The organism is Rhodococcus sp. AD45-ID (assembly GCF_003023755.1).
GTDB lineage: Bacteria > Actinomycetota > Actinomycetes > Mycobacteriales > Mycobacteriaceae > Rhodococcus_F > Rhodococcus_F globerula.
The window spans coordinates 2,161,248-2,185,984 of sequence record NZ_PYHL01000001.1 but is presented as its reverse complement, the minus strand read 5'-3'; the positions used below and the strand labels follow the sequence as shown (position 1 = coordinate 2,185,984).

Here is a 24,737-nt window from a genome sequence, read left to right as displayed (position 1 = left end):
AACAATGTCGAGGCGGATTCATGCTCAAGCTCAACGACGAAGAGACCTTCCTGGTCGACACGGTGCGATCGTTCATAGATCGCGAGGTCAAGCCCTCCGTGCAGGAGGTGGAGCACGCGAACGAATATCCCGAAAAGTGGATCGACCAGATGAAGCAGATCGGGATCTACGGCCTCGCCATTCCCGAAGAATACGGTGGATGCCCTGTATCGATGCCTTGCTATGCGCAGGTAACCCAGGAGCTGTCCAGAGGTTGGATGACGCTAGCGGGTGCGATGGGTGGCCATACGGTGGTAGCCAAGCTCATCACCCTGTTCGGCACCGAGGAACAGAAACTGAAGTATCTGCCGCTGATGGCAACCGGTGAAATTCGAGCCACAATGGCTCTTACCGAACCGGGTGGTGGCTCCGATCTGCAGGCGATGACAACCAACGCCAAGAGTGACGGTACCGATCTGGTCATCAACGGAGCCAAGACCTGGATCACCAATGCGCGGCGATCCGGTGTGATCGCACTGTTGTGCAAGACGGATCCTTCGGCAAGTCCGCGGCATGCCGGTATCTCGATCGTCCTGGTCGAGCAAGGCGAGGGACTCAACGTTTCCCGTGATCTCCCCAAGCTCGGCTACAAGGGCGTCGAGAGCTGCGAGTTGTCCTTCGACAACTACCGCATCTCCGAAGACGCGATCCTCGGCGGCGTGCCCGGCAAGGGCTTCGGACAGATGATGAAGGGCCTCGAAACCGGCCGTATCCAGGTGGCTTGCCGGGCGCTCGGTGTTGCGACCGCTGCGCTCGAGGATTCGCTTGCCTACGCGCAGCAGCGTGAAAGCTTCGGCAAACCGATCTGGAAGCATCAGTCGATCGGTAACTACCTCGCGGACATGGCGACGAAGCTGACCGCGGCTCGGCAATTGACCTGGCACGCGGCAGAGAAGTACGACAGCGGCGAGCGGTGCGACATGGAAGCCGGAATGGCCAAGCTGTATGCGTCCGAGGTTGCCATGGAAATTGCGTTGTCCGCGGTCCGCATTCACGGTGGCTACGGTTATTCGACGGAATACGACGTAGAGCGCTACTTCCGGGACGCCCCACTGATGATCGTGGGCGAGGGCACCAACGAGATTCAGCGCAATGTCATCGTCGCGCAGCTGGTTGCGCGCGGTGGTCTGTGACCACTCGGTGAGCCAGTAGAATCTGAATGCTATGAGCGGTAAGGAAAGAGAGACGGAGCCGGCGTATCAACGCCTCTCCCGTGAGCTTCGTCAGCAGATATCCGCCGGAACTTACCGCGACGGCCTTCAGCTACCCACCGAATCCGAACTGGCGGCGCGGCACGGCGTGAGCCGCCAGACGGTTCGACGAGCATTCCACGACCTGGTTTCCGAAGGCATCGTGTATCGGGTCCCGGGTCGTGGCACGTTCGTGACGGAGAACACCGGCCAGTATCTGCGGCATCTGGGGTCCATCGAAGACCTGATGAACCTGTCGAAGGACACGACAATGGAAGTCGTCGCGCCACTGGTTCGGCGTGTGGACATCGAAGCGGCAAGCAGGCTCCGGTTGGATACGGATGTGGTGTATACGGTGGTGTTTCGCCGATTTCACGAAGGCATTCCCTTTGTGCAGACTACCGCGCACCTGCCCGAAGCTGTTGCCCGTCACATCGTCGACGCACCCGAAATGTTGGCAGGTGCCGTCAGCTCCTATACCGTGATCGGGTTATTGGAGCCACTGTTGGACAGTCCGATAATCGAAGCAGCGCAGTCGATTACGGTGGCACCGGCTACTGCTGACGTTGCCAGGGACGTGAATTGTGAACCCGGGCATGCGATGTTGCGCGTCGATCGCCTGTATACCAACGCTGCCGGTCTGGCCAACGAATTGTCCGTCAGCTACTTCCTGCCCGAGCAGTACACCTATCGAGTGACGCTACGGCGAGGCGCGCACTAGCGGTTCCCGCGGTCGTATCTCGTTGTCACCCAAAATCTCTCAGGAGAGACCATGCGAGTATTCAACGGAATTGACGACGTCGAGTCGGCAGTAGGCGAGCACCTCGGATACAGCGAGTGGTTTCCGGTCACCCAGGAGCGAGTCGACAAGTTTGCCGACGCGACCGAAGATCACCAGTGGATTCACGTGGATCCCGAACGCGCCGCGCAGGGTCCGTACGGCGGCACCATTGCACACGGCTACCTGACCCTGTCACTGCTGCCCGTGCTCGGTGCCCAGGTGATGCGCGTCGACGGCATTGCCATGACTGTCAACTACGGCAGCAACAAGGTTCGCTTCCCAGAGCCGGTCAAGGTCGGTTCGTCGGTTCGCGCAGGCGCTGAAATTCTGTCGTTCGAGCGCACTGCGAAGGGCGCGACGATTGTCGTGCGCTGCACGATCGAGATCGAGGGCGCTACCAAGCCTGCGCTTGTTGCCGAGACGGTTCGCCTGCTTGTCGCCTGAGTCATTCTCACACTTACAGAACAAGATTCGAGGAAATCATGAAACGAGCAGCGCTGGTTGCGCCGGTTCGGACCGGGGTGGGCCGCTTCGGCGGGGCACTGCGTGACGTACCTGCCGAGACTTTGGCAGCCACAGTGATCAAGGAGACGGTTCGTCGCAGCGGCATCGACCCTGCCCGAATCGACGATGTTGCGATGGGGCAGTCGTACGCCAATTCGGAGGCACCGTGCATCGGCCGGTGGGCAGCGCTCGAGGCCGGGCTTCCCATCTCGGTTGCCGGTTTCCAGACGGATCGCCGATGCGGAACGGGCCTGCAGGCCATCATCACCGCGGCGATGATGGTTCAAACAGGCGCTGCTGATGTGGTTCTCGCGGGCGGTGTCGAATCGATGAGTGGTATCGAGCACTACACCACCGGAGCGCGGTGGGGCACCAAAGCCGGTGGGCTGCAACTGTTCGACAGGCTTGATCGTGGGCGTGAGCGGTCACAGCCGGAGTGGCGATTCGGCAAGATCAGCGGCATGATCGAAACCGCCGAGAATGTTGCGCAACGCTGCGACATCAGTCGCGAGCAGTCTGATCAGTTTGCGGTGGACAGTCATCGCAAGGCGACGGCAGCGCGAGATTCCGGCCGTTTCGACACCGAGATCGTCTCCGTGGAACTGACCGATCGTAAGGGCAACGTCACGGAGTTCCGCAGCGACGAGGGAATTCGCGACGACACGTCGATGGACACACTCGGTCGGTTGCGGACCGTCACGAAGGGTGGCGTCGTCACGGCCGGAAATGCCAGTCAGCAGAATGACGCTGCGGCTGCGATGTTGGTGGTTGCCGAAGATCGACTGGACGAGTTGGGTCTCGAACCGATCGGCTTCCTGGACAGTTGGGCTGCCGCCGGCTGTGAACCCGCGCTGATGGGACTCGGACCCGTCGCAGCAGTATCGAAGCTCTTTGCCCGGACCGGCGGCAGCTTCTCCGATTTCGAGTTGGTGGAGCTGAACGAGGCATTTGCGTGCCAGGTTCTCGGCGTCGTGAAGGAATGGGGCTTCGAGGACCTCGATCGGCTGAACGTCAACGGGTCCGGAATTTCACTCGGACATCCCGTCGGTGCGACGGGTGCCCGAATGACGACTACAGCCCTGCATGAACTCAATCGCCGCGGTAGCGGAAAGGCGCTGCTGACCATGTGTATCGGCGGCGGGCAGGGCCTGGCCGCTGTGGTGGAATCCGCCTGAGCGTCCCCTGGGTACACTCCGTATGAGGGATAACAGCACTACGGAGGCGGTCGGGCATGGAGTCAAGCGGCGCTTTGAACATCGCCGATGTCCGGCGCGGGCAGGCGGCGCTCGAGGGCCTGGACGTGACTGTGTGGTCCAACAGGTTTGAACTGCTGTCCGATGCCAATCGCCTTCGGCTTCTCCTGTGTCTGCATCACGCGCCGGGGATCTGTGTCACGGACCTGTCCGTGGCATTGGGAATGAGCGGGACGGCTGTCTCGCATGCACTTCGGCTGCTTCGGAGCCAGGGGTGGGTGACAGCGACGCGAGACGGCCGTTCGATGCGTTACCAATTGGCTGACGACACCGTTCACCAGCTACTTCACTCGATCGGTGCCACGCACTTCGGCGACGATCCCACACATGGTCACTCGCACGACTGAACTACAACGCCTGAACTACGGAGTGGCGAAGAATTTCTCCACTGCCGGTGCGGCATTCGGGTTTCCGTTCATGATGCCGTTGCCCAGACCGATACCCGTTCCGATGGCTCCGCCGACGATGCATCCGGCGATGAAGTTGGGGAAGATCGACAAGCACCCAATCCCGATACCCGTGGCCGCACCGCCGAGCGTCGACTGCAAGCCGCCGTTGTTCCACCCGATATTGATTTCGTTCGTCATGGTGTCGAATGCAGCTTGTTTGGCATCGTTACCCGGGAAAAGCGTCGCTGCAGTCGGACTGTTCGTGCTTACCGGTTGGTTGAACGGATCGAAGCCGGTGTTCGGAGCTGCAACAGCCGTGCCGGCGCCTGCGCCGACGGCAGCAACGACAATCGCGGTCATGGTCAGAGTTCGGGACAGTTTCATGGGGAAAGCCAATCTGTCTGTGTGGAACTTTCGGGCACAAGCGGACCCGTCGACTTCCTCGCGACGGGTCGTGACAAGTGGCTACCCGGCCCCCACACTCCTGAAACCGCCCAGTCTCATTCGTTATTCGACACTCGAGCGCGGAGCGCTTCGTTCTCGGTGGCGAGCCTGGCAACGTCCGCCTGGAGTGAGTCGATCTGTTCCTGTAGTGGCCTGCGGGCCAGCGCCAGAGATTCGTCCATTCGTTCCTTGTCGTAGCGCGGAGTGATGTTTCGCGCGCAGTTCCAATCGAATGCTTCCACGTCGATGACTATCGAGCGCTGCGCCTTGGCCGGCATGATGCCGCCGGAAACCTTCAGAAGTTGTTGCAGCAGCGCGGGGTCGGCATCCGCGTCGACTACGTGAGCGCGGCCGTAGATTTTCAGGCGGGTTCGTGTCGGATAGTCGACGACAAAGAGCGAGACGCGGTTGTTGGTCTCGAGATTGCCGAGCGTCACGAACTGTTGATTTCCGGGCAGGTCGGCGAAGCCGATCCGGTTCGGACCCAACACGTGGAGAAACCCGCGGGGACCACCACGATGCTGGATGTACGGCCAACCGTCGGAAGTGACCGTGGACAGAAAGAACGAATCGACAGATGTAACGAAACCCTGAGCGCGAGAGTCGAATTCCATGGGGCCGGTATCGGGATGATCGAGTTTGGATCCGTAGATCGTGAAACTGCCCGACTCGCGCTGGCGCTCGACAGCAGCGGGTGAGAACGCGATGTGTGCGTATCGACTCGACATGATTACTCTCCTTGCGCTCAGTGCCAACAATGATCTTGCGCTCAGTGCCAACGGTGATCGGCGATTGCGGTGCGAGGCCCGAACTTCGGTTTGACGGCCTGGCCGCTGACCTGCAGGAGCCGGACCGCCCGATACCGATGCGGTTGCAGGGGAGCGAGGTACTCGACCATACGAGCGTCGTCGATCGGTTCCCCGAGGAGGGACCAGCCGACTACTGCGGCGAGATGGTAGTCGCCCACCGACAGAGCGTCCGAATCCCCGAACGCACGCTGGGCAACTTCGGCGGCCGTCCAGATTCCGACGCCGGGCACGGCTCGCAATCGCCTCGTCGCCTCCGCCCTCGAGAAGGTCGACGCTTGCTCGAGCCGATCGGCGACCCGAGCGCACTGCACGATCGTCTTGGATCTTGCCGGGTCCACGTTCGCGCGATGAAACTCCCACGACGGCATCCGTCGCCACTGATCCGCGGTGAGGGGAACTCGCATTCCGTCGGGTGCCGGTCCGGGAGCTCGTTCTCCGAACTTGGTCAGCAGACGTCGCCACGCTGCAAAGGCGTCGACGCCGTGGACACGTTGTTCGAGGATGGCGGGGACGAGAGCCTCCATGACGCGTCCGGTGCGTCCGATCCGCAGATGTGGGAAGCGTCGATGAGCTTCGGCCAGCTTGGGATGTTCGGGAGCAAAATCGTCGGCTTCGTCGTCGAGACCGAGCAATGCTTCGGCTCCGCTCAGGAACTCCGTAGCGCCGACGCCCCACGACTGCACGCGGACGGTGTGGCGATCCGACTGTGTAATGCGGTAGGTCACAGGACCCGAAAGTTGGCGGGAAACTCGCCAGATCGCGCCGTCCGGGGTACGCCTGTGAGCGGGGTCGCCAGGTCCGCGCTGATGCGGGCTGAGCGTCAGCGCGGCATCGAGTGGTCGCTGAGAAGTCACCGTGACTTCGGCAGCCTCGAGTTTCGGCGTCATCGTCGGCCAGCGTATCTGCAACGGTCGCCCCGCGTTCAGACACATGTCGGTGGGGCAACGTAAGGTCCGAGCCATGATCATCGTGAGCACCGACGGATCCTGTCTGCGCAACCCCGGCGGAGCTATCGGCTGGGCTTGGGTAAATCACGAGGGTCCGTCGATGTCGGGCGGCGAATCATCCGGAACCAACCAGATCGCCGAGTTGAGGGCGCTCTTCGAGGCCGTTGTCGCTCACCCCGGAGACGAGCCTTTGCTCATCGAATCGGACTCCCAGTACGCCATCAAATGTGCATCCGAGTGGCTGCCGAGTTGGAAGCGCAAGGGCTGGAAAACCGCGGGCGGCGGCGCTGTCAAGAACCTGGAACTGGTGCAGAGCATCGACCGTGCCATCACCGATCGTGTCGGGCCGGTGCGTTTCCGTTGGGTCCGCGGGCACGTGGGCAACCACTACAACGAGATGGCCGACAAGCTGGCAGGCGAAGCCGCCCGTGCGATTGTCTCCGGGGACATCGAGTCGGTACCACTTGCTGCGCAGACACCGGTGCCGGTGAAAAAAGAAGTAACCGCCGTGAACTCCTCGTACAAGGAGAAGTCCACGACGGCTGTCGAACCGGAAGATCTGTTCACACTGTTCTGAAAAGGCCTTCGGCCCTGTGCGCCTTTTTGGTAGTGGGCACTACCAAAAAGGCGCACAGGGGGCGCAGCCCCTAGATCAAGCTGCCCTCATGCACCGCTCGATCGAATGCCGGCAACGGACCGCCGGCACGCAGGGTGGTGGCGAGTGCCGGATCAGCCAAGTGCAAGCGGCCGATCGCGATCAGATCGAACTCTCCGCTACCGATGCGCTCCTCGAGCTGGGGGATGTTGTCCACGACGGGTGCAACGCCTTCGATGCGACTGTCGCGCAGTGACTTTCCGAGGCCGACGCTGCCCACGGCCATGGTGACGGCGCCAGTCAGCTTCTTGGCCCAGCCGGCGAGCGAGAGGTCGCTGCCTTCGAAGGCGGGAACGTCGAAGCGTCGGATGCTGGCGTCCAGCACATCGACCCCGGCATCGACCAAAGCGCCCAGGATCACGCCCAGCTCTTCCGGGGTTTCCGCGATCTTCGCGGTGAAATCCTGCTGCTTGTGCTGGGAGAAGCGGTAGATAATCGGCAGATCGGGGCCGATGGCTTCGCGGATCGCCGCAACGACGGCTGCGGGGAATTTGGTACGACGCTCCAAGTCGCCGCCCCACGCGTCGTCGCGCCGGTTGGTGCCTTCCCAGAAGAAGGAATCCAGTAGGTAGCCGTGGCCGCCGTGGATGGCGATGCCGTCGAAGCCGAGCTCGACAGCGTGCTTCGCGCTACGGACATACGCGTCGATGACGTCCTGGATGTCCTGCTCGGTCATCGCGTCGGTTGTTGCCTGGGCGCGCTCGACGTAGGCGGCAGAGTACGAGGTGACACCGAGCGGGCCCCACTCACCGGACGGGCGCATCGGTTTGAGCGAAGGATCCATCTGCGTCATCGCGCCCCACAACGGGCCGACGTGCCAGAGCTGCGGCACGATCTTGCCGCCGGCGCCGTGAACGTCGTCGATGACCTTGCGCCAGCCGGCCTGAGCGGCGGGCGTATGCAGGTTGGGGACGTTGGCATGGTCGACCGCAGTTACGTGGTCGATCGCAACGCCTTCGGTGACGATCAGGCCGGTGCCGCCCTCAGCGCGTCGACGGTAGTAGTCGGCGACATCCTGACCGGGGACGCCCTCGATGGAGTAGGTGCGCGTCATCGGGGACATGACGATGCGGTTGGGCAATTCGAGCGAACGAATGCGCAAAGGCTGGAAAAGGGGACTGGTCATGTCAATCACAGTGCTTTCATGAATCGGAAGAATCCGGGGTCCTGATCGACGCGCAACCTCGTGAGAGTGCGGTAGCTGATCAGCCACTTACCGTTCTCTTTGCGGTATTCCTCGTGGTAATGGCCGTAGCCGTGCAGGTGCAATTCCTTCTCACCGTCGTTCCACCACAGCATGTCCTCCATCGCCCAGATTCCCGTGGCGGTGGTGGGGGAGGTCAGCACGATTTCAGGTGTGTGTGCGTGGTGCGCCGTGGTGAGAGGAATCTCGCCGTCGAGCATGTTCCGGATGGCGTTGGTGAGTTTCTCGATACCGACCACCTGATTGGAGGTGTCACCGGTCTTGGGTTGCTTGTCCGTGGGGAGGCCGCCCCAGGTTTCGCTGACGACGTCCTCGGTGTGCAGTGTCGGGTAGATATGCCACTGCTTGGTGTCCATGCAACGCAGGCGAGCCGAGAAGACCTTCTTGATTTCCTCGATTGCGAGTAGTTCCTCGACAGGACTGAGTGACGCGACTTCGGACTCGGTCAAAGACATGCAACCTCCAGCAGTAATCGGCAAGATGCCTTCAGATTCGAGTGCGTACGGCCTTGCCGTCAATCACCTGTCTCAGTGAGCGCGACAACACTCGGTATGGTCGAGCAAACGGAAGGAGCGCTCGCTATGTGCGTAGATACGGATTCGGTCCCCGGGGCCGAGGAGATCGCCGCGGTTCGGGACTTTTGGGATGAGCTGGGTGTTCCGGGTTTGATCGACGTTCACACCCACTTCATGCCCAAGAGTGTCATGGACAAAGTGTGGGGGTACTTCGACTCGGCGGGTCCGATGATCGGTCGACCATGGCCGATCACGTATCGCCTGGTGGAAGAGGAACGCGTACAGCGGCTGCGTGAATTCGGAGTCCGCGCCTTTACCTCGATGATCTACCCGCACAAGAACGCGATGGCTGAGTGGCTCAATCAGTGGGCCGTCGAGTTTGCCGCCCAAACGCCGGATTGCCTACATACGGCCACGTTCTATCCCGAAGAGACGGCCGCGTCGTACGTCGGGAAAGCGTTGGAGTCGGGCGCGCGAATCTTCAAGTCCCACATCCAGGTCGGCAATTACGACCCTAACGATCCGTTGCTCGACAACGTGTGGGGCCAACTCGAGGACGCCGAGACACCCATCGTCATTCACTGTGGCTCAGGGCCGGCGCCGGGTACGTTCACCGGGCCGGATCGAATCGCGTCGTTGCTGGCGCGCTACCCGAGGTTGCCGCTGATCATCGCGCACATGGGCATGCCGGAGTACAGCGAATTCCTTGATCTTGCAGAGGCCTACGGGAATGTGCGACTGGATACCACCATGGCGTTCACCGACTTCACGGAAGAGCAGTGTGCCTTTCCGAAGCCGGATATCTCTCGCCTGATCGACATGCAGGACCGGATACTCTTCGGGAGCGATTTCCCGAACATTCCGTACCCGTATCTCAAATCGTTGCAAGCACTTACGCGGTTCGATCTCGGGGACGAGTGGTTGCGCGCCGTCGTACACGACAACGCGGCCAAGCTCTTCTCGGTGAGCTGAGCTCACCGAGAAGACTTCAGCTCAGCGCAGTTTGATGCTGCCGCCGTCGGCCATCAACGTCTGACCGGTCATGTACTGCGAGTCGTCGCTCGCGAGGAACACGACGACGGGAGCGATGTCGGTTTCGGGATCACCGATACGTCCGAGAGGAACCTTGGCAACCGACGCGGCTGCACGCTCGGGGAAGGCTTCCTGCCACTTGACGACGCCTTCGGTTGCGGCGAACGGGCAGACCACGTTGACGCGGATGCCTTCCGGCGCCCACTCGTTGGCAACGACGCGGGTCAGACCGCGCACAGCTTCCTTGGCCGCTGCGTACGACGTCTGGGTGGGCATACCGTCCAAGCCTGAACCGGAGGCGAAGTTGATGACCGAACCCTTGGTCTTCGCCAGTTCGTCGTGGCACGCCTGCATCAGATGGACAACCGGGTAGAAGCCGGTGTTGAAGGACAGGTCGAACATGTCCTGCGTGGTTTCCAGCAGCGGGGCCTGACGAGACGCGTGAGCGTTGTTGACCAGGATGTCGAGCTTGCCGAACGCCTCGAGTGCGGCGTCGCGGATCTGCTCTGCCGAACCTGCGGCGGCAAGGTCGACGTTGAGGAACTTGCCGGCGCCGGCCAGTTCCTGCTCGAGGGCCTGGCCCTGCTCGTCGTTGATGTCGACGAACAGGACCTTCGCGCCTTCACGGGCAAAGACTCGGGTGATTGCGCGACCGATTCCGCCGGCGCCGCCGGTGACAATCGCTACCTTGCCGTTCAACCTCATGAAAACGCTCCTTCTGTGTTTGATGCTGTTTAGACGGTTGCGGTCTCGTCGACTGCGAGTGCGATCTTCTCGAGGCCGGCGATGCTGTAAGCAGCGTAGGTCTCGTAGGGGCCACGGCCCGAGAAGTACGACGAGAGCTGACCACCGAGCTCTTCGACGGTGAACGCGGATCCGGCTGCGTCGAAACGGTTCTCGACCTTCGGTGCTTCCATCAGCGCCACCATCTTGCCGTAGACGACAAAGACCTGTCCGTTGATCTCGTCCGAGGCGGGCGAAGCCAGGTAGCTGACCAGAGTTGCAACACGCTCGGGTGCAAGCGGATCGAGACCGGTGACACCGGTGTTGTTCTCGCCGAACGCATCTGCTGTCATTGCTGTCCGGGCGCGCGGGCAGATTGCGTTGCTGCGGACGCCGTAACGGGAGAGGCCGGCTGCGCTCGAGAGCGTCAGAGCCGTGATGCCGGCCTTGGCTGCCGAGTAGTTGGGCTGTCCGGCGCTGCCGAAGAGGAAGGCTTCGGAGGAGGTGTTGATGATGCGTCCGTAGACGGGAGCATCGGCTGCCTTGCTTGCGGCGCGCCAGTGCACTGCAGCTGCATGGGAGGTTGCGGCGTGGCCCTTGAGGTGCACGCGAATGACGTCGTCCCAGTCGGATTCGGTCAGGTTGAAGATCATCTTGTCGCGCAGGATGCCCGCGTTGTTGACGAGAATGTCGAAGGAGCCGAAGTTCTTGACGCCTTCCTCGACGAAGCGCGCACCGAGAGACCAGTCGGAGACGTCGCCCGTGATGGCGATGGCCTGTCCGCCTGCGGCCTTGATCTCGTCGACCACGTCATTGGCTGCGGGGCCCATGTCGTTGACGATGACGGCTGCGCCGGCGGCTGCGAGGCCGAGTGCCTCCGCGCGGCCGAGTCCGGCGCCGGCACCGGTGACTGCGGCTACTTTGCCTTCCAAGCTCAGTGATTGCGTCATGTCGTGCTCCTTCGATCCGGGTCAGAAATTAGTATTCATTCTAATTTGTTGAATCTATTTTGGCGTAACTTCGGCAAAACTAACAGAGTCAAAATCAGAATTAGTTCTAGTTTTGATCAGAAATGCGAGCCAGAACACTACAGTCCCGGTCAGTGGGAGCGGTGATGTAGGTCACGAGCTGGACATGCCACCTTGTGGCTACGCGCCGACCGGGCGCGCACGCACTTGCGTCACCGCCGACACTGCCCGGAGCAACCCATGTTCAACGACTCGCCTGCTCGGAAGCATCTACGCCCCAGCCAATCGTCGGAGATCCTCACAGCAGGATCCGCTCTGGCTGCATCGGGTGGAACAACGGGAGGATCTGCGCAGCTCCTGGCATCGTTGTTGGGGCGTCGGATCGGCGGATGACGCACTCGAAGTACCACTAGATGCGGCCGGGCCGGACCTGCCGCACCTGAAATAACGGAAGGCACCAACAGTGTCACTGAATTTGGCAGATCTGTACGAGGGCGTAACGGACTTGATCTCGGACCGCACGGCAATCGTGTGCGACGGGCGTCGACGGACATACGCGGAACTCGACGAAGGCTCGAACCGCATCGCCCATCACCTCGCGAGTGTTGGCGTCGGACCGGGAGATCACGTCGCCTTGCACATGCGCAACAGCATCGAATACGTCGAGAGCCTGTTGGGCTGCCTCAAGATTCGCGCAGTGCCGATCAATGTCAACTACCGCTACGTCGATGCCGAGCTGACGTACCTCTACAACGACTCCATGGCGGTCGCACTCATCGTCGACGAGGAGTTTGCCGACACCGTCGCGTCGATCCTTCCCACAACGCCCGGCGTCAAGCATGTTGTCGTCGTCGGCGAAGCCGAGCTTGCCGGCGTCGACAGCATCAGTTACGACGTTGCAACGCAGGCGCAGTCGGCCAAGCGAGACTTCGGGCCGCGCAGCGAAGACGACCTCTTTGTCATCTACACCGGCGGCACGACGGGTATGCCCAAGGGCGTCATGTGGCGTCACGAGGATTTCTACTTCGCAGCGCTCACAGGTGGAAACCCGTTCGGCCCTCCGCACGTCAAGGCCGAAGATCTGTACGCCGCTGTGCCGCACGTCCCCGCGATGAACATGCTCAGCACTGCACCGCTGATGCACGGCGCGGCGTCCTACTCGTTGTTCACCGGATTCTTCATGGGCGCCAACGCAATTCTGATGGCGCGTTTCGACGCGAAGAAGACGCTCCAGCTTGCCGGGAGTGAAAAGGCTGTCTCCATCACCGTTGTCGGCGACGCGATGGCGCGCCCGCTCGCCGACGAATTGGCTGCGAACGCCGCGGAATACGACCTCAGCACGGTGGGCATGGTCTCGTCCGGCGGAGCGTTGTTCTCGCTCTCCCTGCGTGAGCAGTTGAAGTCGATTCTTCCGAACCTGATCATCCGCGACGGTTTCGGTTCGTCCGAGTCCGGCGTCGACGGCAACCTCGAGATCGGCGCGGACGGCTTGATGCGGATCGCCGCTCGCGACGAGACTCGTGTCGTGGACGATCGGATGCGTCCGCTCGAGCCCGGTTCACCCGAGACCGGGTACATCGCTCGTTCCGGTCACGTTCCGGTCGGATACTTCAACGATCCCGTGAAGACGGCAGCGACGTTCCCCGTCGTCGACGGCGTCCGCATGTCGGTTCTCGGCGACATCGGACGGGTCGAGGCCGACGGCTCGATTGTTCTGCTGGGGCGCGGTTCTCAGTGCATCAACACCGGTGGCGAGAAGGTGTACCCCGAAGAGGTCGAGCAGGCACTCAAGAGTCATCCGGCTGTTCTCGACGCCTTGGTTGCCGGAGTGCCGGACGACAAGTTCGGCGAGCGCGTGGCTGCGGTCATCACCACTCGTGACGGTTTCGCTGTCCCGGACCTCGCCGAGATCGGTGAGCATTGCGCGTCTCAGGTCGCGCGGTACAAGGTGCCTCGTACCGTCGTGAGCGTGTCGGAGATCCGTCGTTCTCCCAGTGGCAAGGCCGACTACCGCTGGGCCAAGGCAACTTTGACGGAAGCTAACTAGTTCGACGTCATCCAGCGCGTTTTGTGAGGGACGCGCTGGATGACGTTCGGGCAGAGCAAGAAGAGCTAGTTCGCCACCCCTGCGGCCAAGAGGGCGCGGGCTTCGGGGCGGCCGTCGAGGAGCGCGTTCGTACGCAATTCGACCTTCCAGACGCCGTCGTTCTTGACCAGTTCCCACCGGTTCGCGGTGATCCGGAGAACCTTGAATCCGGACGGGTTCTCGGGATCCTTGATGACGAGCTGCGAGTGGCAGGTTGCGACGGCTTTGTTGCCGTCGATGCGGATGTGCGCCGGCGTCATCATGTGCGCTGCGCCGTTCATGATCCAGTTCTGATGAGCGGCACTGCGCACCATGGCGCGGAGTTCGCCACGGCCGTGCATTGCTCCCGTGTCGACGTCGTAGACACCGTCCTCGAGCCACAGGTTTGCGACCTCGTCGGCAGATCCACTGTCGACGGCCGGGCTGTACGCGGTGAGCAGTTCGGTGATGGCCAGCTTGTCTTCGAGCAATTCGACTCGGGCAATCAGTGATTCGACCAGGGCAAGTGAGTTGCTCAGTGCGGTGGCGTCGGTCATCGGCATTCCTTACGTAGACGAAGTGGATCTATCAGGTGAAATCGATGCCCTCGGCGAGGGCGATGCGGTGAAGTTCCTCGAGTTGTTCCGCGAAGTGCTCAGCGCTCGACGCGCTGATCGACGTGCTGGCGATCGTGGCACCGGCGTCGCGGACTCGGGTCAGTGAGCGGACGACGCGTTCCGGGTCGCCGAGCGGATCGAAGGCTGCGCCAGTGGACAAGATGACGTCGAAGTTCTCGGGGAGCGGCGCTGCCGCGAGCATGTCCGCGAGCTCCGAGAGGCGCAGTCCGAAGGGAACCCAGCCGTCGCCATGGGTGAGTGCGCGGCGCAGTGAGCGCTTGGTGCGGCCACCGATCCAGAGAGGCACTCGCGGTTGGACGGCGTGCGGCTCGACAACAAATCCCGAGTAGTCGTAGAACTCGCCGTGGTACTCCGGGAGCGGAGTGGAGAGCGAGGTGCGCAGCGCTGCGAGGGCGTCGTCGGCGCGAGCTCCACGATCGGTGAACGGAGCGTTTATGAGATCGAATTCTTCTTTTAGCGTCCCGACTCCGAGGCCGAGGACAAGTCGCCCGTTGCTGACCCGATCCAGCGTTCCGTAGCGCTTCGCGATCTCCAGTGGGTGGTGGTATCCCAGCACGAGCACTTGAGTTGCGAGCCGAATAGTGCGTGTTCGAGCCGCAAGATATCCGAGTGTTGCGAGCGGATCCCAGTAGGTTCCGCCGCGTTCTCCGGCTATTTCTGTGGGAACTGCGATATGTTCACTGCAGGTCAGGTGGTGAAAACCGAGGCGATCAGCAGTTTCGGCGATCTGTGCGACCTCGTCGATCTCAGCCGTCGCTTCCCAATCTGATCGGGTGCTGGGGTGCTGGATCAGTACCGGTGTGACGAGTCCGAGGTGCATCGAGCGTTTATAGCTGCGACGAGCAGTTCTGGCACAGAAATTTCCGGTGATCGGGATGAGATTGTCGGATTGGCTTTCCAGATACTGTGACCTGGGTTATAGTCACTAGAATCAATTCCAGTTTCCGGGAGGCGTCAATGACCATCGTTGAAATCAACGACACCATGACCACTGCTCAGCCGACCAGCGCTCAGGCTAAAAAGGATCTTCCGCCGTCGATGGTCGAGCGGATGACGCTGATTCTCGACGCCTTCGACGGACGCGCAGCACGGCTCACCCTGGAAGAGGTGGCGTGCCGCACGCAGTTGCCGCGCTCCACCGTCCACCGCATTCTCGATCAGCTCGTCAAGCTCGACTGGGTAGATCACGCATCGTTCGGCTACTGCCTCGGACGGCGTGCACTCGGCCTCGGTGGCGGCGACGGTGGCCACAGCCAGATTCGTGAAGCTGCTGCACCCCTCCTGCACGAACTGCACCTTCAGACCGGAATGGTTGTGCACCTCTCGGTGCTCGACGGCCGTGAAACTGTTTATCTCGACAAGGTCGGCGGCCGGTTTGCCGCTGCACTCCCGTCGCGCGTCGGTGGCCGGGTTCTTGCGCACTCCACCGCGGGCGGCAAGGCGATGCTCGCGTGGATCGATCCGGAGCGCGTCGACGCCTTGTTCGGCGCGACCCTTCCGCGCTGTACCGAGAACACCATCGCGGAGATCGGCATCTTGCATCAGGAACTCAACCGCATCCGTCAGCGCCGGGGCTTGGCCTTCGAGCGCGGTGAATCCGCTCGCGGCCTGGCATGCGTGGCCGCTGCGATTCGTGGGCATGAAGGCCCCGTCGGCAGCATTGCGTTGTGCGGCGACATGCGGACGGCTCAGCTCGAGCGAGTCGCCCCGTTGGTAGTCGACGCGGCCCGTGAGGTCTCGCGCTCGCTGTACCCCGAGCTGGGTGCGCCTCGCCGTGGCCGCAAGGCTCCTCCGATCCCGACAAACACCTTCTCGGCAGACACGATGGACCGACTTCTGGCGGCGTCCACCGAGCAGTGGATCTGAGTTTTCTTGCCCTTTCTGTCTCGCTGATCGGGACGGTTCGTAGCAGCTCAGCGGCGGTGATGGCACCGTTCCGGGTATGACGACTGAACTGAGCTACGAGGACACTCTGAAAGAGCTGCAGACCGATCTCGGTGTGCTTCGGTATCACGAGGCCGGCGACGGTCCGCCGCTGGTGCTGCTGCACGGATCAGGTCCCGGAGTCACCGGGTGGCGCAACTACCGCGGCGTTCTCGCGGACTTCGCCGAGCACTTCCACTGCTACGTTCTCGAGTTCCCCGGCTTCGGCGTCAGCGACCCGGGCGACGGCCATCCGATGATGATGGCTCAGGCTTCGGTCAGCGCGTTCCTCGACGGACTCGGTCTCGGTCCGGTCCACCTGATCGGCAACTCCATGGGCGGCATTGTCGCCACCAAGGTCGCGATCGACGAACCGCACCGCGTCAGCAAGCTCGTCACCATCGGTGGCATGGGCAAGAACACCTTCTCGCCCGGCCCCGGTGAAGGCATCAAGCTCCTCATGGAATTCACCGACAACCCCACCCGCGAAGCCCTGATCCGTTGGCTGCAGTCGATGGTCTTCGACCCGGCCGTTGTCACCGAGCAGCTCATCGAAGAGCGTTGGGCGCTCGCCACCGAGCCGACGACCCTCGAGATCGCACGCCGGATGTACAGCAGCAAGGCCATGGCCGCTATGGGCGCCGCCGCTGCTGCGTCGACGGATGTTCCGTACTGGGCACAGTTGAACAAGATCAAGGCTCCGACACTGCTCACCTGGGGTCGCGATGACCGCGTCAGCCCCGTCGACATGGCGATTCTGCCGATGCGCGACATTCCCAACGGTGAAGTGCACATCTTCCCCAGGTGCGGTCACTGGACGATGATCGAGGCCCGCGACGCCTGGGTCTCGGCAGTTCTGGCATTCCTTACCCGCCCGTAAGGGCCTTCGGCCCCCGTGCGCCTTTCCGGCAGTTCCCACTACCAAAAAGGCGCACAGGGGCTGCTCCCACTCACCGGGAAGCATTTCTGCACTACCGATCCGCACCTGCCACGGTTTCACCAACAGATTTTCACCTCGCCAGATCTTCCAGGAGGACGCGATGCTCAGTGATACGCAGCGAGTTTTCCGCCGCAAGGTAGTTGGTGGGCAGGAAGACCAGTTGATCGACATCGCGCTTGGACTCGCCGCGAAGAAGTCTGCCTAGGCATTCGCCGGGTACCGAAACCAGAAAGCCGAGAAAACCATGGGACAGGTTCTAGACAACATCTCTCAGTTCGCCGACGAGATCCGCGCAGGCGGCGTCGAGGGCGACAAGATCATGCAGCTGTCGGACGGCAACGCGAAGCGTCTTCGCGATTCCGGCGTCATCCGCATGTTCCAGCCCAAGGAATTCGGTGGGCTCGAATCGCACCCGCGTGAGTTCGCCGAGACGGCAATGGCTATCGGCGCGATGGACGGCGCAACCGGCTGGGTCAGCGGCATCGTTGGCGTCCACCCGTGGGAGCTTGCATTCTTCGACAAGAAGGCGCAGGAAGAGGTCTGGGGCGAGAACCCGGACACCTGGATGGCTTCCCCGTACGCACCGATGGGTGTTGCTCGTCCCGTCGACGGTGGCTACATCCTCAACGGTCGCTGGTCATTCTCCTCGGGAACGGATCACTGTGACTGGGTCATGATCGGCGCGATGGTCGGCGACGCCGAGGGCAAGCCCCTCATGCCGCCGAAGCACCTGCACGTCCTGCTGCCGCGTAGCGATTACGAAATCGACCAGGACAGCTGGAACGTCGTGGGCCTGCGAGGCACCGGTTCCAAGGACCTCATCATCAAGGATGCTTTTCTCCCCGCCTACCGCACCATCGACGCGTCCAAGGTGTACGACGGCAGCGCGTGGAAGGAAGCCGGCCGCACGGAGACCCTGTACAAGTTCCCGTTCTCCTGCATCTTCCCGCTCGGCATCACCTCCTCGTTGATCGGTATCGCCGAAGGCGCATTGGCCTGCAACATTGCAGCCCAGCGTGAGCGCGTCACAGTCAGTGGTGTCCCGATCAAGGAAGATCCGTACGTACTCTTCGCCATCGGCGAGGCTGCTGCGGAGATCGCGGCTTCGCGCGCGGCGATCCTCGAGACGGTCGACCGTTTCTGGGACATGACCGAAAAGGGCCAGGAAGTTTCGTTCGAACTTCGTTCCATCGGCCGACGCACTCAGACGGCTGCCGCGTGGCGTGCAGTGCGCGCAGTGGACGAGATCTTCGCTCGCTCCGGCGGCGGCGCCCTCCAGCTCAGCACTCCGATGCAGCGATTCTGGCGTGACGCGCACGCGGGTCTCTCGCATGCCATCCACGTGCCCGGATCGATCTTCCACGCGTCGACCCTTACCCAGCTCGGTGGCGAGCCGCAGGGCATCCACCGCTCGATGATCTAGTCCCACAAATACTTTCGAAGCAAGGACGGTTAGGCATGACTGAAATTCGGGGCCTGGGGTATCTCAGGATCCAAACGCAGGACGTGGCTCGCTGGCGCGAGCTCGTGGTTGACGGACTCGGTCTCGCGGTCGGCAGCGGCCCGGAACCCGACGGCCTCTACCTCCGTCTGGACGAGCGTCGCTCGCGACTGATCGTCCTTCCGGGTGAGTCGGACAAGGCGCTCGCAGTGGGCTGGGAAGTGCGAGATCAGTTCGCCCTCCAGCGCGTTCGCGAAGCGGTCGAGAAGGCCGGAGTCGAGGTCGAGGTTCTCTCCGAGACCGACGCCAGCTACCGCGACGCCGAGCAGGTCATCGCGTTCAACGATCCCAACGGAAACCGCGTCGAGGTCTTCTTCGGACCGGTTCTCGACCACAGCCCGTTGGTCACCCCGCACGGTGGACGCTTTGTCACCGGCGACCAGGGACTCGGCCACGTCGTGCTCCCCGTCACGGCCTTCGACGAAGCACACGCCTTCTACACCGAGGTTCTCGGCTTCCTGCCGCGCGGCTCCATTCGCCTCGGCGGTATCGACGCGCCGCCGCCGGCTCGCCGTGTCCGCTTCATGGGTGTCAACCAGCGTCACCACAGCCTGGCTCTGTGCCCGGCCCCGCCGGTCGACGAGCCTGGTCTGGTGCACCTGATGATGGAAGCCGAGACCCTCGACTCTGTCGGTCAGGCACTCGATCGTGTCGCCAAGCTCGGCTTCACGATCTCCTCGACTCTGGGACGCCACACGAACGACAAGATGGTGTCGTTCTACGTGCGCGCTCCCGGTGGTTGGGACCTCGAATTCGGTTGCGAGGGAATGCTGGTCGACGAAGCGTTCTACACCGCTGAGGAAATCACAGCGGACAGCTACTGGGGCCACGACTGGTCCGCAAGCGAACCGCTTGCGGCCTTCACGCCCAAGAGCTAGTTTCACCCGGCAAAAGGCTCGGCCCCGACTTTCGCGTCGGGGCCGAGCCTTTTGTTGTCGACGATCAGGAAGCTGCTGCAGCCAAACCGATTTCGAGGTCGGCGAGGATATCGTCGATTCCTTCGATTCCGACTGCCAGGCGGACGAGTCCCGGGGTAACGCCCGACGCGAGCTGCTCCTCGGGAGTGAGCTGCGAGTGCGTCGTCGACGCGGGATGGATGACCAGCGAGCGGACATCACCGATGTTGGCGACGTGGCTGTGCAGAGTCAGGGCGTTGACGAACTTCTTACCCGCATCGACCCCACCGGCCAGCTCGAACGCCACGATCGCGCCGGTGCCCTTGGGCGCCAGCTGCTTTCCGCGCTCGTGCCACGGAGATGACGGCAGTCCGGCGTAGGCCACCGACGTAACCTCGGCGCGGCTGTCGAGGAACTCGGCCACCTTCTGCGCATTGGACACGTGGCGCTCGATACGCAGGCTCAACGTTTCGATGCCTTGCGAAATCAGGAACGCGTTGAACGGTGCGATTGCCGAACCGAGGTCGCGCAGAAGCTGAACGCGGGCCTTGAGAGCGTAAGCGGGCGCACCGAGGTCGGCAAAGGTGACGCCGTGGTAGCTGGGATCCGGGGTGGTGAAATTGGTGTGGCGACCCTGGGTCCAGTCGAAAGTTCCGCCGTCGATGATGACGCCGGCAATCGCGGTGCCATGTCCGCCAAGGTATTTGGTGGCGGAGTGGACGACGATGTCCGCGCCGTGTTTCAGCGGCTGAATGAGATACGGAGTTGCAACCGTGTTGTCCACGATCAACGGGATGCCGTTCTCATGGGCAATCGCACTGATGCCGGGGATGTCGAACACGTCGTTCTTCGGGTTGGAGATGGTTTCGCCGTAGAACGCCTTGGTGTTCGGACGGATTGCCTCGCGCCAGTGATCGAGGTTGTCCGGGTCTTCGACGAAGTCGACGGTGATACCGAGCTTGGGCAGCGTGTAGTGGAAAAGGTTGTACGTGCCGCCGTACAGACGCGGGCTCGAGACGATGTGGTCACCGGCTTCGGCGAGGTTGAGGATCGCGAACGTCTCCGCAGCCTGACCGGACGCGACCAGTAGAGCCGCAACTCCGCCTTCGAGGGCAGCGATGCGCTGTTCGACGGCGTCCTGCGTCGGGTTCATGATGCGGGTGTAGATGTTGCCGGGTTCGGCGAGGCCGAACAGCGCGGCGGCGTGGTCGGTGCTGTCGAAGACGTAGCTGGTGGTCTGGTAGATCGGCAGTGCCCGAGCATTGGTGGCGCTGTCGGGGCCCTGCCCGGCGTGGACCTGCTTGGTTTCGAACGACCAGTTGGCGGTCGGATCAATTTCGGCTGGGGTGTTCTCGCTCATGAATTCATACTCCGTAGTGAAGGTGATTGATGCGGGTCAGGCGGTTTCGACGACTGTATGCACTGGAACAGGATTGCGGGTGAGATCAAGCACGGGGCAATGGGCGTCGACGGTCTCCTGCAACTCCAGGTAGCGCTCACGCGATTCCGGGCCGGTCAGTGTGACAACCACACGAACCTCGGAAAAACCGGGGCGGACAGCGTCGTCGAATCCGAAGAAGCCGCGCACGTCGAGGTCGCCCTCGGCGCGTGCCGAGATGTCGTCGAGTCGGATGCCGAGCTTGTCCGCCCATACTCGATACGTCACCACCTGGCAGGACAGGAGTGAAGCGAGGTAGTACTCGACCGGATTGGCGGCAGTGTTCTCGCCGCCGAGGGCCGGCGGTTCGTCGACCTCGACGCTGTATTTGCCGAGCGTGACTGTGCTGGCAACGGCATCGTGAGCTTGCGCCGACGCCTTGAAGACGACATGAGCCTTGCCGGCGTCCTTGCCGATCGCGTCAGCGTTTGCGGCAACAACGGAACTCAAGTGTGAAACGGATGCGGTGGTCATGACAGAAAGATCCCCTGATCTGGGTGAGCATACGAATACCTTCCGCGGGCGGTGACCGCGGAAGTAGGTCCGATCAGAAGATCGGACACCCAGAGGTACAGACGTGCGCAAAATCGACATGGCGACGCCGCGTCAGCAGCGTGCGTGTCGTGTATGCGCCGAATCCCGTCACGCCAGTGACTGTAACCGGCTGGCAACCTTTCCCACCAGCCCTATAGGGAATCTGTCCCGAATGCTGGTTGCTCATGCGGTCGGGACGTTGTTCCAACGTGGCACTCGGCGGTTGGCAAATGCGTCGAGTCCCTCGGCGATGTCCGGCGATTGCAGGATGTGATCGCGCGCCGTGTCGGTGACATTCCAGCCATGCGAATCATCTTCGGTGTACAGGGCATTCACCGACTTCAAAGTCAGGCTCACCGAGGTGGGGGAGGATTCGCAGATTTCCGACGCCATAGCCAGTGCTTCGTCGAGCGCCTTGCCCGGTTCGGTTACCGCATTGACGACGCCCAAATTCAGCGCGCGTTCGGGATCGAGTGTGCGGCCGGTAATCAAGAGTTCACGGGCAACGTTGAGAGGTAGTGCGCGTGGTGCCCGGAACAGGGCACCCGACGTGGCGACCAATCCGCGGCGGGTCTCGGGAAGGCCGAATTGTGCTGTGCGAGAAGCAACAATCAAATCGCAGGCCAGGGCGATTTCGAATCCGCCGCCCAATGCGTATCCCTCGACTGCTGCGATCAACGGCGTGTTGCGCTGTCGCCGGATGACGCCGTATTCGCCACCGCGCGGCATGCGAAGGTCGGCGCGCTCACGGATGTCGGTGCCGGCGCAGAAGACGGAGGTTGTGCCGGTGATGATGCCGACCCACAGCTCGGGATCGTCGTCGAGGAGGTCGAGTGCGGATTCTATGCCTTCGGCGGTTTCGCGGTTGATGGCGTTGCGACGTTCTTCGCGTTCGATCCGAACGATAAGTACCTTGCCCTGGCGTTCAGTGGTTACAGTCGACATAATTGGACTGTAGTCCATCTATATTCTTACGTACGCTGATTGCAAGGCCAAGGGCTGAGGAGGCGAGTCCGCGTGGTTTCGAAAGACGTGGTTTCCAAAGACATGGTTTCCAAACGCGAGCAGAACAAGCGCGACACCAACGATCGGTTGTTGTCCGCGTCCCGTGTTCTCTTCTCGGCGCAAGGATTTGCAAGCACTACCGTCGACGATATCGCCGAAAGGGCAGAAGTTTCGCGGGCTACTTTCTTCAATTATTTTCAGGGCAAGGATGCGGTTCTCGAAGCGCTGCACAGCGACCATCTGGATCGGCTGGCGTCAATGGTGGACAAGCTCATGGGTACGCCGATGTCCACGACGGATCGAATCGTCAAGCTCTTCGAGGATTTTGCACTGCAAGCGGTGAAGCATCCACGCTATTTGCGTATGGTGACAACGGAATTGGAACGCGACTTTGCCGCATCCGGTGCGGGAGCCGCCCACGACAAGCGGTTTCACGTGGAACTGTTGCGCATCGTCACGGCAGGTCTCGAGACCGGTGAAGTTCGAGCCGACTATCCACCGTTGTTCTTGGCGCAGATGATCGGTGGCGTCTACAGCACGCTGGTCAGGTTCTGGCGTCAGGATGCCGGCTACGATGTGGTGGCCGAATTCGATCGTGGCGCAAGGTTTGTCACGGATAGTATCGCTGCCCGCTAGGCGTGTGGTGTGGGCACCACCTGTAAGAGAATCGACTGCACGGTGTCGGACAGATACGTGGCTGCGCTCGCGTCGCCGGAGAAATGGCGAAGCAGACCCTGTTGGAACAGGCCGTCGAAAACTCCGTACATAGCGGCGGGCGTAATGGTGGGTTCGGTGTCGAGGAGCTCTGCGTAGCGGCTGACGATGCGCCAGATCATGTTTTCGAGGCTTTCATCGATCGCGGCCACATCCGCGCGGAAAGAATCCTCGAACAGAGACTGTGCTCGCAGGTCGTACCAGAGCCGGTGCATGGTCGCCTCGTTGATCATGGTCTCGGCCAAGATAGCCCCGAAGCCCGCTCGCAGCTCGTCGGGTGTCTGCGCAGTGGAGACTATGCCGTCGTAGCGGGTGACGCAACGCGCCTTGTAGTGGCGCACGCAGTGCGTGATGAGGTCGACTTTGTCGCTGAAGTAGTAGTGCAGGACGCCGTGCGAAAACTCGGAGTTCTGAGCGATTTCGCGCAGGCTGGTACGCGCATATCCGAGTTCGGCGAGCGTTTGCAACGCTGCTTCGGCCAGCTCGTCGCGGCGATCCGAGAACTTGTCGACCTGCCGACGTGAGACCTTGTCGGCATTGCTCGGGGAGGACTTTTTACTTGTCCCACTTGCATTCTCGACGGTGGAAGTCACGGCGTTACGTCCTGTTCGTGCGATGTGTGCCATCAGTATGACCGGCTGCTGGAAACAGTGTAGTCCCTGCTCTTTGACGATCGTGTAACAAAATCTTGACAGTCGTCAAGATTTCTCTTGACACTCGTCCAAAGTTGAATACTCTGTGACTCACACCACTTGGCAGCGTCGCTGTGAACGGTGGCATCGCGAGATTCATTTCAGTCATGGAGGCAGTGAAAAATGAGCGTGTTTGATCTCGAGGGACGAAAAGCACTGGTCACAGGCGGCGCCAAGGGTCTCGGTGCAGGAATGGCAGAGGCGTTGGCAAAGGCGGGAGCGTCGGTGATGATCGGCGACGTTCTCGAGGACGAGGGCCGGGCAACCGCGGAGGCCGTCGGTTCGGGCGGAGCCAAGACCGGCTTTGTGAAGCTGGACGTCACCGACGACGCCAACTGGGCTGACGCGGTCGCTGCCACGACGGAGACCCTGGGCGGTTTCGACATCCTCGTCAACAATGCGGGCATTGAAATCTCTTCGCTCGTGGTGGACCTGGACGCGGATGACATCCGCCGGATGTGTGAGGTGAACATCCTCGGCACCGCGCTCGGCACCAAACACGGTTTGCGCAGCATGCGGCCTGGTGGGATTGCCGGCGGCGGCGGTTCCATCATCAACATCTCGTCGGTTGCGGCCACTATTCCGTTTCCCGGAATCAGTGGGTACTCGGCCACCAAGTCCGCCGTCGACCGCTTTACCCGCGTTGCTGCGACGGAGTCCGGAAAACTCGGCTACGGAGTACGCGTGAACTGCGTCTATCCGGGACTTGTCGCGACGGAGATGGGGCTGGGTCTCGCGTCGGACATGGAGAAGCTCGGTTTGTGGCCGAGCGCGGAGGCGGCCGTTGGCGACGTCATCGGCCTTACGCCACTCGGACGTCTCGGTGAAGTGAACGACATGGCGGACGTGGTCGTCTTCCTGTCCTCGGATGCTGCCCGCTTCATTACCGGTATCGGCCTGCCCGTCGACGGCGGCATGGGTATGTAACCCACACAGTC

Annotated in this window: 29 protein-coding genes; 16 read left to right on the top strand and 13 right to left on the bottom strand. The window is 61.9% G+C overall.

The window, feature by feature from the left end:
- The first annotated feature begins 20 nt into the window (after nucleotides 1-20).
- The 5 genes from C7T36_RS09880 to C7T36_RS09860 are packed head-to-tail and all read left to right on the top strand — an operon-like array spanning nucleotide 21 to nucleotide 4,114.
- Nucleotides 21-1,172, top strand: a complete 1,152-nt coding sequence (locus C7T36_RS09880; protein WP_033233268.1) for an acyl-CoA dehydrogenase family protein — start codon at nucleotides 21-23, stop codon at nucleotides 1,170-1,172.
- A gap of 31 nt (nucleotides 1,173-1,203) precedes the next feature.
- Entirely contained in the window at nucleotides 1,204-1,950 is a 747-nt protein-coding gene (locus C7T36_RS09875; protein WP_033233266.1) for a GntR family transcriptional regulator, read from the top strand.
- 51 nt (nucleotides 1,951-2,001) lie between these two features.
- Nucleotides 2,002-2,454 carry a MaoC family dehydratase gene (locus C7T36_RS09870; protein WP_045064997.1) on the top strand — a complete coding sequence of 151 codons (453 nt, stop codon included), beginning with the start codon at nucleotides 2,002-2,004 and terminating at the stop codon, nucleotides 2,452-2,454.
- A 38-nt stretch (nucleotides 2,455-2,492) separates the two neighbouring features.
- Nucleotides 2,493-3,689, top strand: coding sequence for an acetyl-CoA C-acetyltransferase (locus C7T36_RS09865; protein WP_045064995.1), 1,197 nt, complete (start codon nucleotides 2,493-2,495; stop codon nucleotides 3,687-3,689).
- 56 nt (nucleotides 3,690-3,745) lie between these two features.
- Nucleotides 3,746-4,114 carry a helix-turn-helix transcriptional regulator gene (locus C7T36_RS09860; protein ID WP_033233260.1) on the top strand — a complete coding sequence of 123 codons (369 nt, stop codon included), beginning with the start codon at nucleotides 3,746-3,748 and terminating at the stop codon, nucleotides 4,112-4,114.
- Between the two features lie 15 nt (nucleotides 4,115-4,129).
- Here C7T36_RS09860 and C7T36_RS09855 read toward each other — a convergent pair whose 3' ends face one another.
- From C7T36_RS09855 to C7T36_RS09845, 3 genes are all read right to left on the bottom strand, one after another.
- The gene (locus C7T36_RS09855) at nucleotides 4,130-4,540 is read right to left on the bottom strand and encodes a hypothetical protein (RefSeq protein ID WP_033233259.1); all 411 of its coding nucleotides are present in this window, start codon (nucleotides 4,538-4,540) and stop codon (nucleotides 4,130-4,132) included.
- A 116-nt stretch (nucleotides 4,541-4,656) separates the two neighbouring features.
- On the bottom strand, nucleotides 4,657-5,328 hold the full coding sequence (locus C7T36_RS09850) for a pyridoxamine 5'-phosphate oxidase family protein (protein ID WP_045064993.1): 672 nt from the start codon (nucleotides 5,326-5,328) through the stop codon (nucleotides 4,657-4,659).
- 41 nt (nucleotides 5,329-5,369) lie between these two features.
- Nucleotides 5,370-6,296, bottom strand: coding sequence for a DNA-3-methyladenine glycosylase (locus tag C7T36_RS09845; RefSeq protein WP_033233255.1), 927 nt, complete (start codon nucleotides 6,294-6,296; stop codon nucleotides 5,370-5,372).
- 73 nt (nucleotides 6,297-6,369) lie between these two features.
- On the opposite strand from C7T36_RS09845, the gene C7T36_RS09840 reads away from it, so the two are divergent.
- Nucleotides 6,370-6,933, top strand: coding sequence for a ribonuclease H (locus C7T36_RS09840; protein ID WP_033233812.1), 564 nt, complete (start codon nucleotides 6,370-6,372; stop codon nucleotides 6,931-6,933).
- A gap of 70 nt (nucleotides 6,934-7,003) precedes the next feature.
- On the opposite strand, the gene C7T36_RS09835 is transcribed toward C7T36_RS09840, so the two are convergent.
- Together C7T36_RS09835 and C7T36_RS09830 are read right to left on the bottom strand one after the other, a co-directional pair.
- The gene (locus tag C7T36_RS09835) at nucleotides 7,004-8,137 is read right to left on the bottom strand and encodes an NADH:flavin oxidoreductase (protein WP_045066715.1); all 1,134 of its coding nucleotides are present in this window, start codon (nucleotides 8,135-8,137) and stop codon (nucleotides 7,004-7,006) included.
- A 5-nt stretch (nucleotides 8,138-8,142) separates the two neighbouring features.
- A complete protein-coding gene (locus C7T36_RS09830) occupies nucleotides 8,143-8,670 on the bottom strand; it encodes a nuclear transport factor 2 family protein (RefSeq protein ID WP_033233253.1) in 528 nt (175 codons plus the stop codon).
- A gap of 126 nt (nucleotides 8,671-8,796) precedes the next feature.
- Here C7T36_RS09830 and C7T36_RS09825 point away from each other — a divergent pair, with 126 nt between their 5' ends.
- The gene (locus tag C7T36_RS09825; protein ID WP_045066714.1) at nucleotides 8,797-9,702 is read left to right on the top strand and encodes an amidohydrolase family protein; all 906 of its coding nucleotides are present in this window, start codon (nucleotides 8,797-8,799) and stop codon (nucleotides 9,700-9,702) included.
- Between the two features lie 21 nt (nucleotides 9,703-9,723).
- Here C7T36_RS09825 and C7T36_RS09820 read toward each other — a convergent pair whose 3' ends face one another.
- Together C7T36_RS09820 and C7T36_RS09815 are read right to left on the bottom strand one after the other, a co-directional pair.
- Nucleotides 9,724-10,467 (bottom strand): SDR family NAD(P)-dependent oxidoreductase, encoded by a 744-nt coding sequence (locus C7T36_RS09820; RefSeq protein ID WP_033233251.1) that lies wholly within the window; start codon nucleotides 10,465-10,467, stop codon nucleotides 9,724-9,726.
- 29 nt (nucleotides 10,468-10,496) lie between these two features.
- Nucleotides 10,497-11,435, bottom strand: coding sequence for a 3-oxoacyl-ACP reductase (locus tag C7T36_RS09815; RefSeq protein WP_033233249.1), 939 nt, complete (start codon nucleotides 11,433-11,435; stop codon nucleotides 10,497-10,499).
- Nucleotides 11,436-11,693: 258 nt separating this feature from the next.
- On the opposite strand from C7T36_RS09815, the gene C7T36_RS30090 reads away from it, so the two are divergent.
- A complete protein-coding gene (locus C7T36_RS30090) occupies nucleotides 11,694-11,846 on the top strand; it encodes a hypothetical protein (RefSeq protein ID WP_162487725.1) in 153 nt (50 codons plus the stop codon).
- A gap of 70 nt (nucleotides 11,847-11,916) precedes the next feature.
- Nucleotides 11,917-13,500 carry an acyl-CoA synthetase gene (locus tag C7T36_RS09810; RefSeq protein ID WP_033233247.1) on the top strand — a complete coding sequence of 528 codons (1,584 nt, stop codon included), beginning with the start codon at nucleotides 11,917-11,919 and terminating at the stop codon, nucleotides 13,498-13,500.
- 65 nt (nucleotides 13,501-13,565) lie between these two features.
- Here the strand turns inward: C7T36_RS09810 and C7T36_RS09805 are convergent, their stop codons facing one another.
- Nucleotides 13,566-14,075, bottom strand: a complete 510-nt coding sequence (locus tag C7T36_RS09805) for a nuclear transport factor 2 family protein (protein WP_045066713.1) — start codon at nucleotides 14,073-14,075, stop codon at nucleotides 13,566-13,568.
- Between the two features lie 31 nt (nucleotides 14,076-14,106).
- A complete protein-coding gene (locus tag C7T36_RS09800) occupies nucleotides 14,107-14,976 on the bottom strand; it encodes a TIGR03619 family F420-dependent LLM class oxidoreductase (RefSeq protein ID WP_033233243.1) in 870 nt (289 codons plus the stop codon).
- A gap of 137 nt (nucleotides 14,977-15,113) precedes the next feature.
- On the opposite strand from C7T36_RS09800, the gene C7T36_RS09795 reads away from it, so the two are divergent.
- From C7T36_RS09795 to bphC, 5 genes are all read left to right on the top strand, one after another.
- A complete protein-coding gene (locus tag C7T36_RS09795) occupies nucleotides 15,114-16,022 on the top strand; it encodes an IclR family transcriptional regulator (protein WP_033233241.1) in 909 nt (302 codons plus the stop codon).
- A 76-nt stretch (nucleotides 16,023-16,098) separates the two neighbouring features.
- Nucleotides 16,099-16,959: an alpha/beta fold hydrolase gene (locus tag C7T36_RS09790; protein ID WP_033233239.1), complete on the top strand. Its 861-nt coding sequence runs from the start codon at nucleotides 16,099-16,101 to the stop codon at nucleotides 16,957-16,959.
- A gap of 160 nt (nucleotides 16,960-17,119) precedes the next feature.
- Nucleotides 17,120-17,224: a hypothetical protein gene (locus tag C7T36_RS30770; RefSeq protein ID WP_072782658.1), complete on the top strand. Its 105-nt coding sequence runs from the start codon at nucleotides 17,120-17,122 to the stop codon at nucleotides 17,222-17,224.
- Nucleotides 17,225-17,263: 39 nt separating this feature from the next.
- Entirely contained in the window at nucleotides 17,264-18,442 is a 1,179-nt protein-coding gene (locus C7T36_RS09780; RefSeq protein ID WP_033233236.1) for an acyl-CoA dehydrogenase family protein, read from the top strand.
- 35 nt (nucleotides 18,443-18,477) lie between these two features.
- Nucleotides 18,478-19,398, top strand: coding sequence for a biphenyl-2,3-diol 1,2-dioxygenase (bphC, locus tag C7T36_RS09775; RefSeq protein WP_045064991.1), 921 nt, complete (start codon nucleotides 18,478-18,480; stop codon nucleotides 19,396-19,398).
- 64 nt (nucleotides 19,399-19,462) lie between these two features.
- Here bphC and C7T36_RS09770 read toward each other — a convergent pair whose 3' ends face one another.
- The 3 genes from C7T36_RS09770 to C7T36_RS09760 all read right to left on the bottom strand — a co-directional run bounded on the left by C7T36_RS09770 (nucleotide 19,463) and on the right by C7T36_RS09760 (nucleotide 22,333).
- Nucleotides 19,463-20,776 carry a bifunctional o-acetylhomoserine/o-acetylserine sulfhydrylase gene (locus C7T36_RS09770; RefSeq protein WP_045064988.1) on the bottom strand — a complete coding sequence of 438 codons (1,314 nt, stop codon included), beginning with the start codon at nucleotides 20,774-20,776 and terminating at the stop codon, nucleotides 19,463-19,465.
- Nucleotides 20,777-20,812: 36 nt separating this feature from the next.
- A complete protein-coding gene (locus C7T36_RS09765; RefSeq protein WP_045064985.1) occupies nucleotides 20,813-21,328 on the bottom strand; it encodes an OsmC family protein in 516 nt (171 codons plus the stop codon).
- Between the two features lie 243 nt (nucleotides 21,329-21,571).
- Nucleotides 21,572-22,333, bottom strand: a complete 762-nt coding sequence (locus tag C7T36_RS09760; protein WP_045064983.1) for an enoyl-CoA hydratase-related protein — start codon at nucleotides 22,331-22,333, stop codon at nucleotides 21,572-21,574.
- A 72-nt stretch (nucleotides 22,334-22,405) separates the two neighbouring features.
- On the opposite strand from C7T36_RS09760, the gene C7T36_RS09755 reads away from it, so the two are divergent.
- Nucleotides 22,406-23,029, top strand: a complete 624-nt coding sequence (locus C7T36_RS09755; RefSeq protein WP_230590074.1) for a TetR/AcrR family transcriptional regulator — start codon at nucleotides 22,406-22,408, stop codon at nucleotides 23,027-23,029.
- On the opposite strand, the gene C7T36_RS09750 is transcribed toward C7T36_RS09755, so the two are convergent.
- The gene (locus C7T36_RS09750; protein WP_084702466.1) at nucleotides 23,026-23,733 is read right to left on the bottom strand and encodes a TetR/AcrR family transcriptional regulator; all 708 of its coding nucleotides are present in this window, start codon (nucleotides 23,731-23,733) and stop codon (nucleotides 23,026-23,028) included. The genes C7T36_RS09755 and C7T36_RS09750 overlap by 4 nt on opposite strands.
- 189 nt (nucleotides 23,734-23,922) lie before the next feature.
- Here C7T36_RS09750 and C7T36_RS09745 point away from each other — a divergent pair, with 189 nt between their 5' ends.
- The gene (locus tag C7T36_RS09745) at nucleotides 23,923-24,726 is read left to right on the top strand and encodes an SDR family NAD(P)-dependent oxidoreductase (protein ID WP_045064980.1); all 804 of its coding nucleotides are present in this window, start codon (nucleotides 23,923-23,925) and stop codon (nucleotides 24,724-24,726) included.
- The last annotated feature ends 11 nt before the right edge of the window (nucleotides 24,727-24,737 follow it).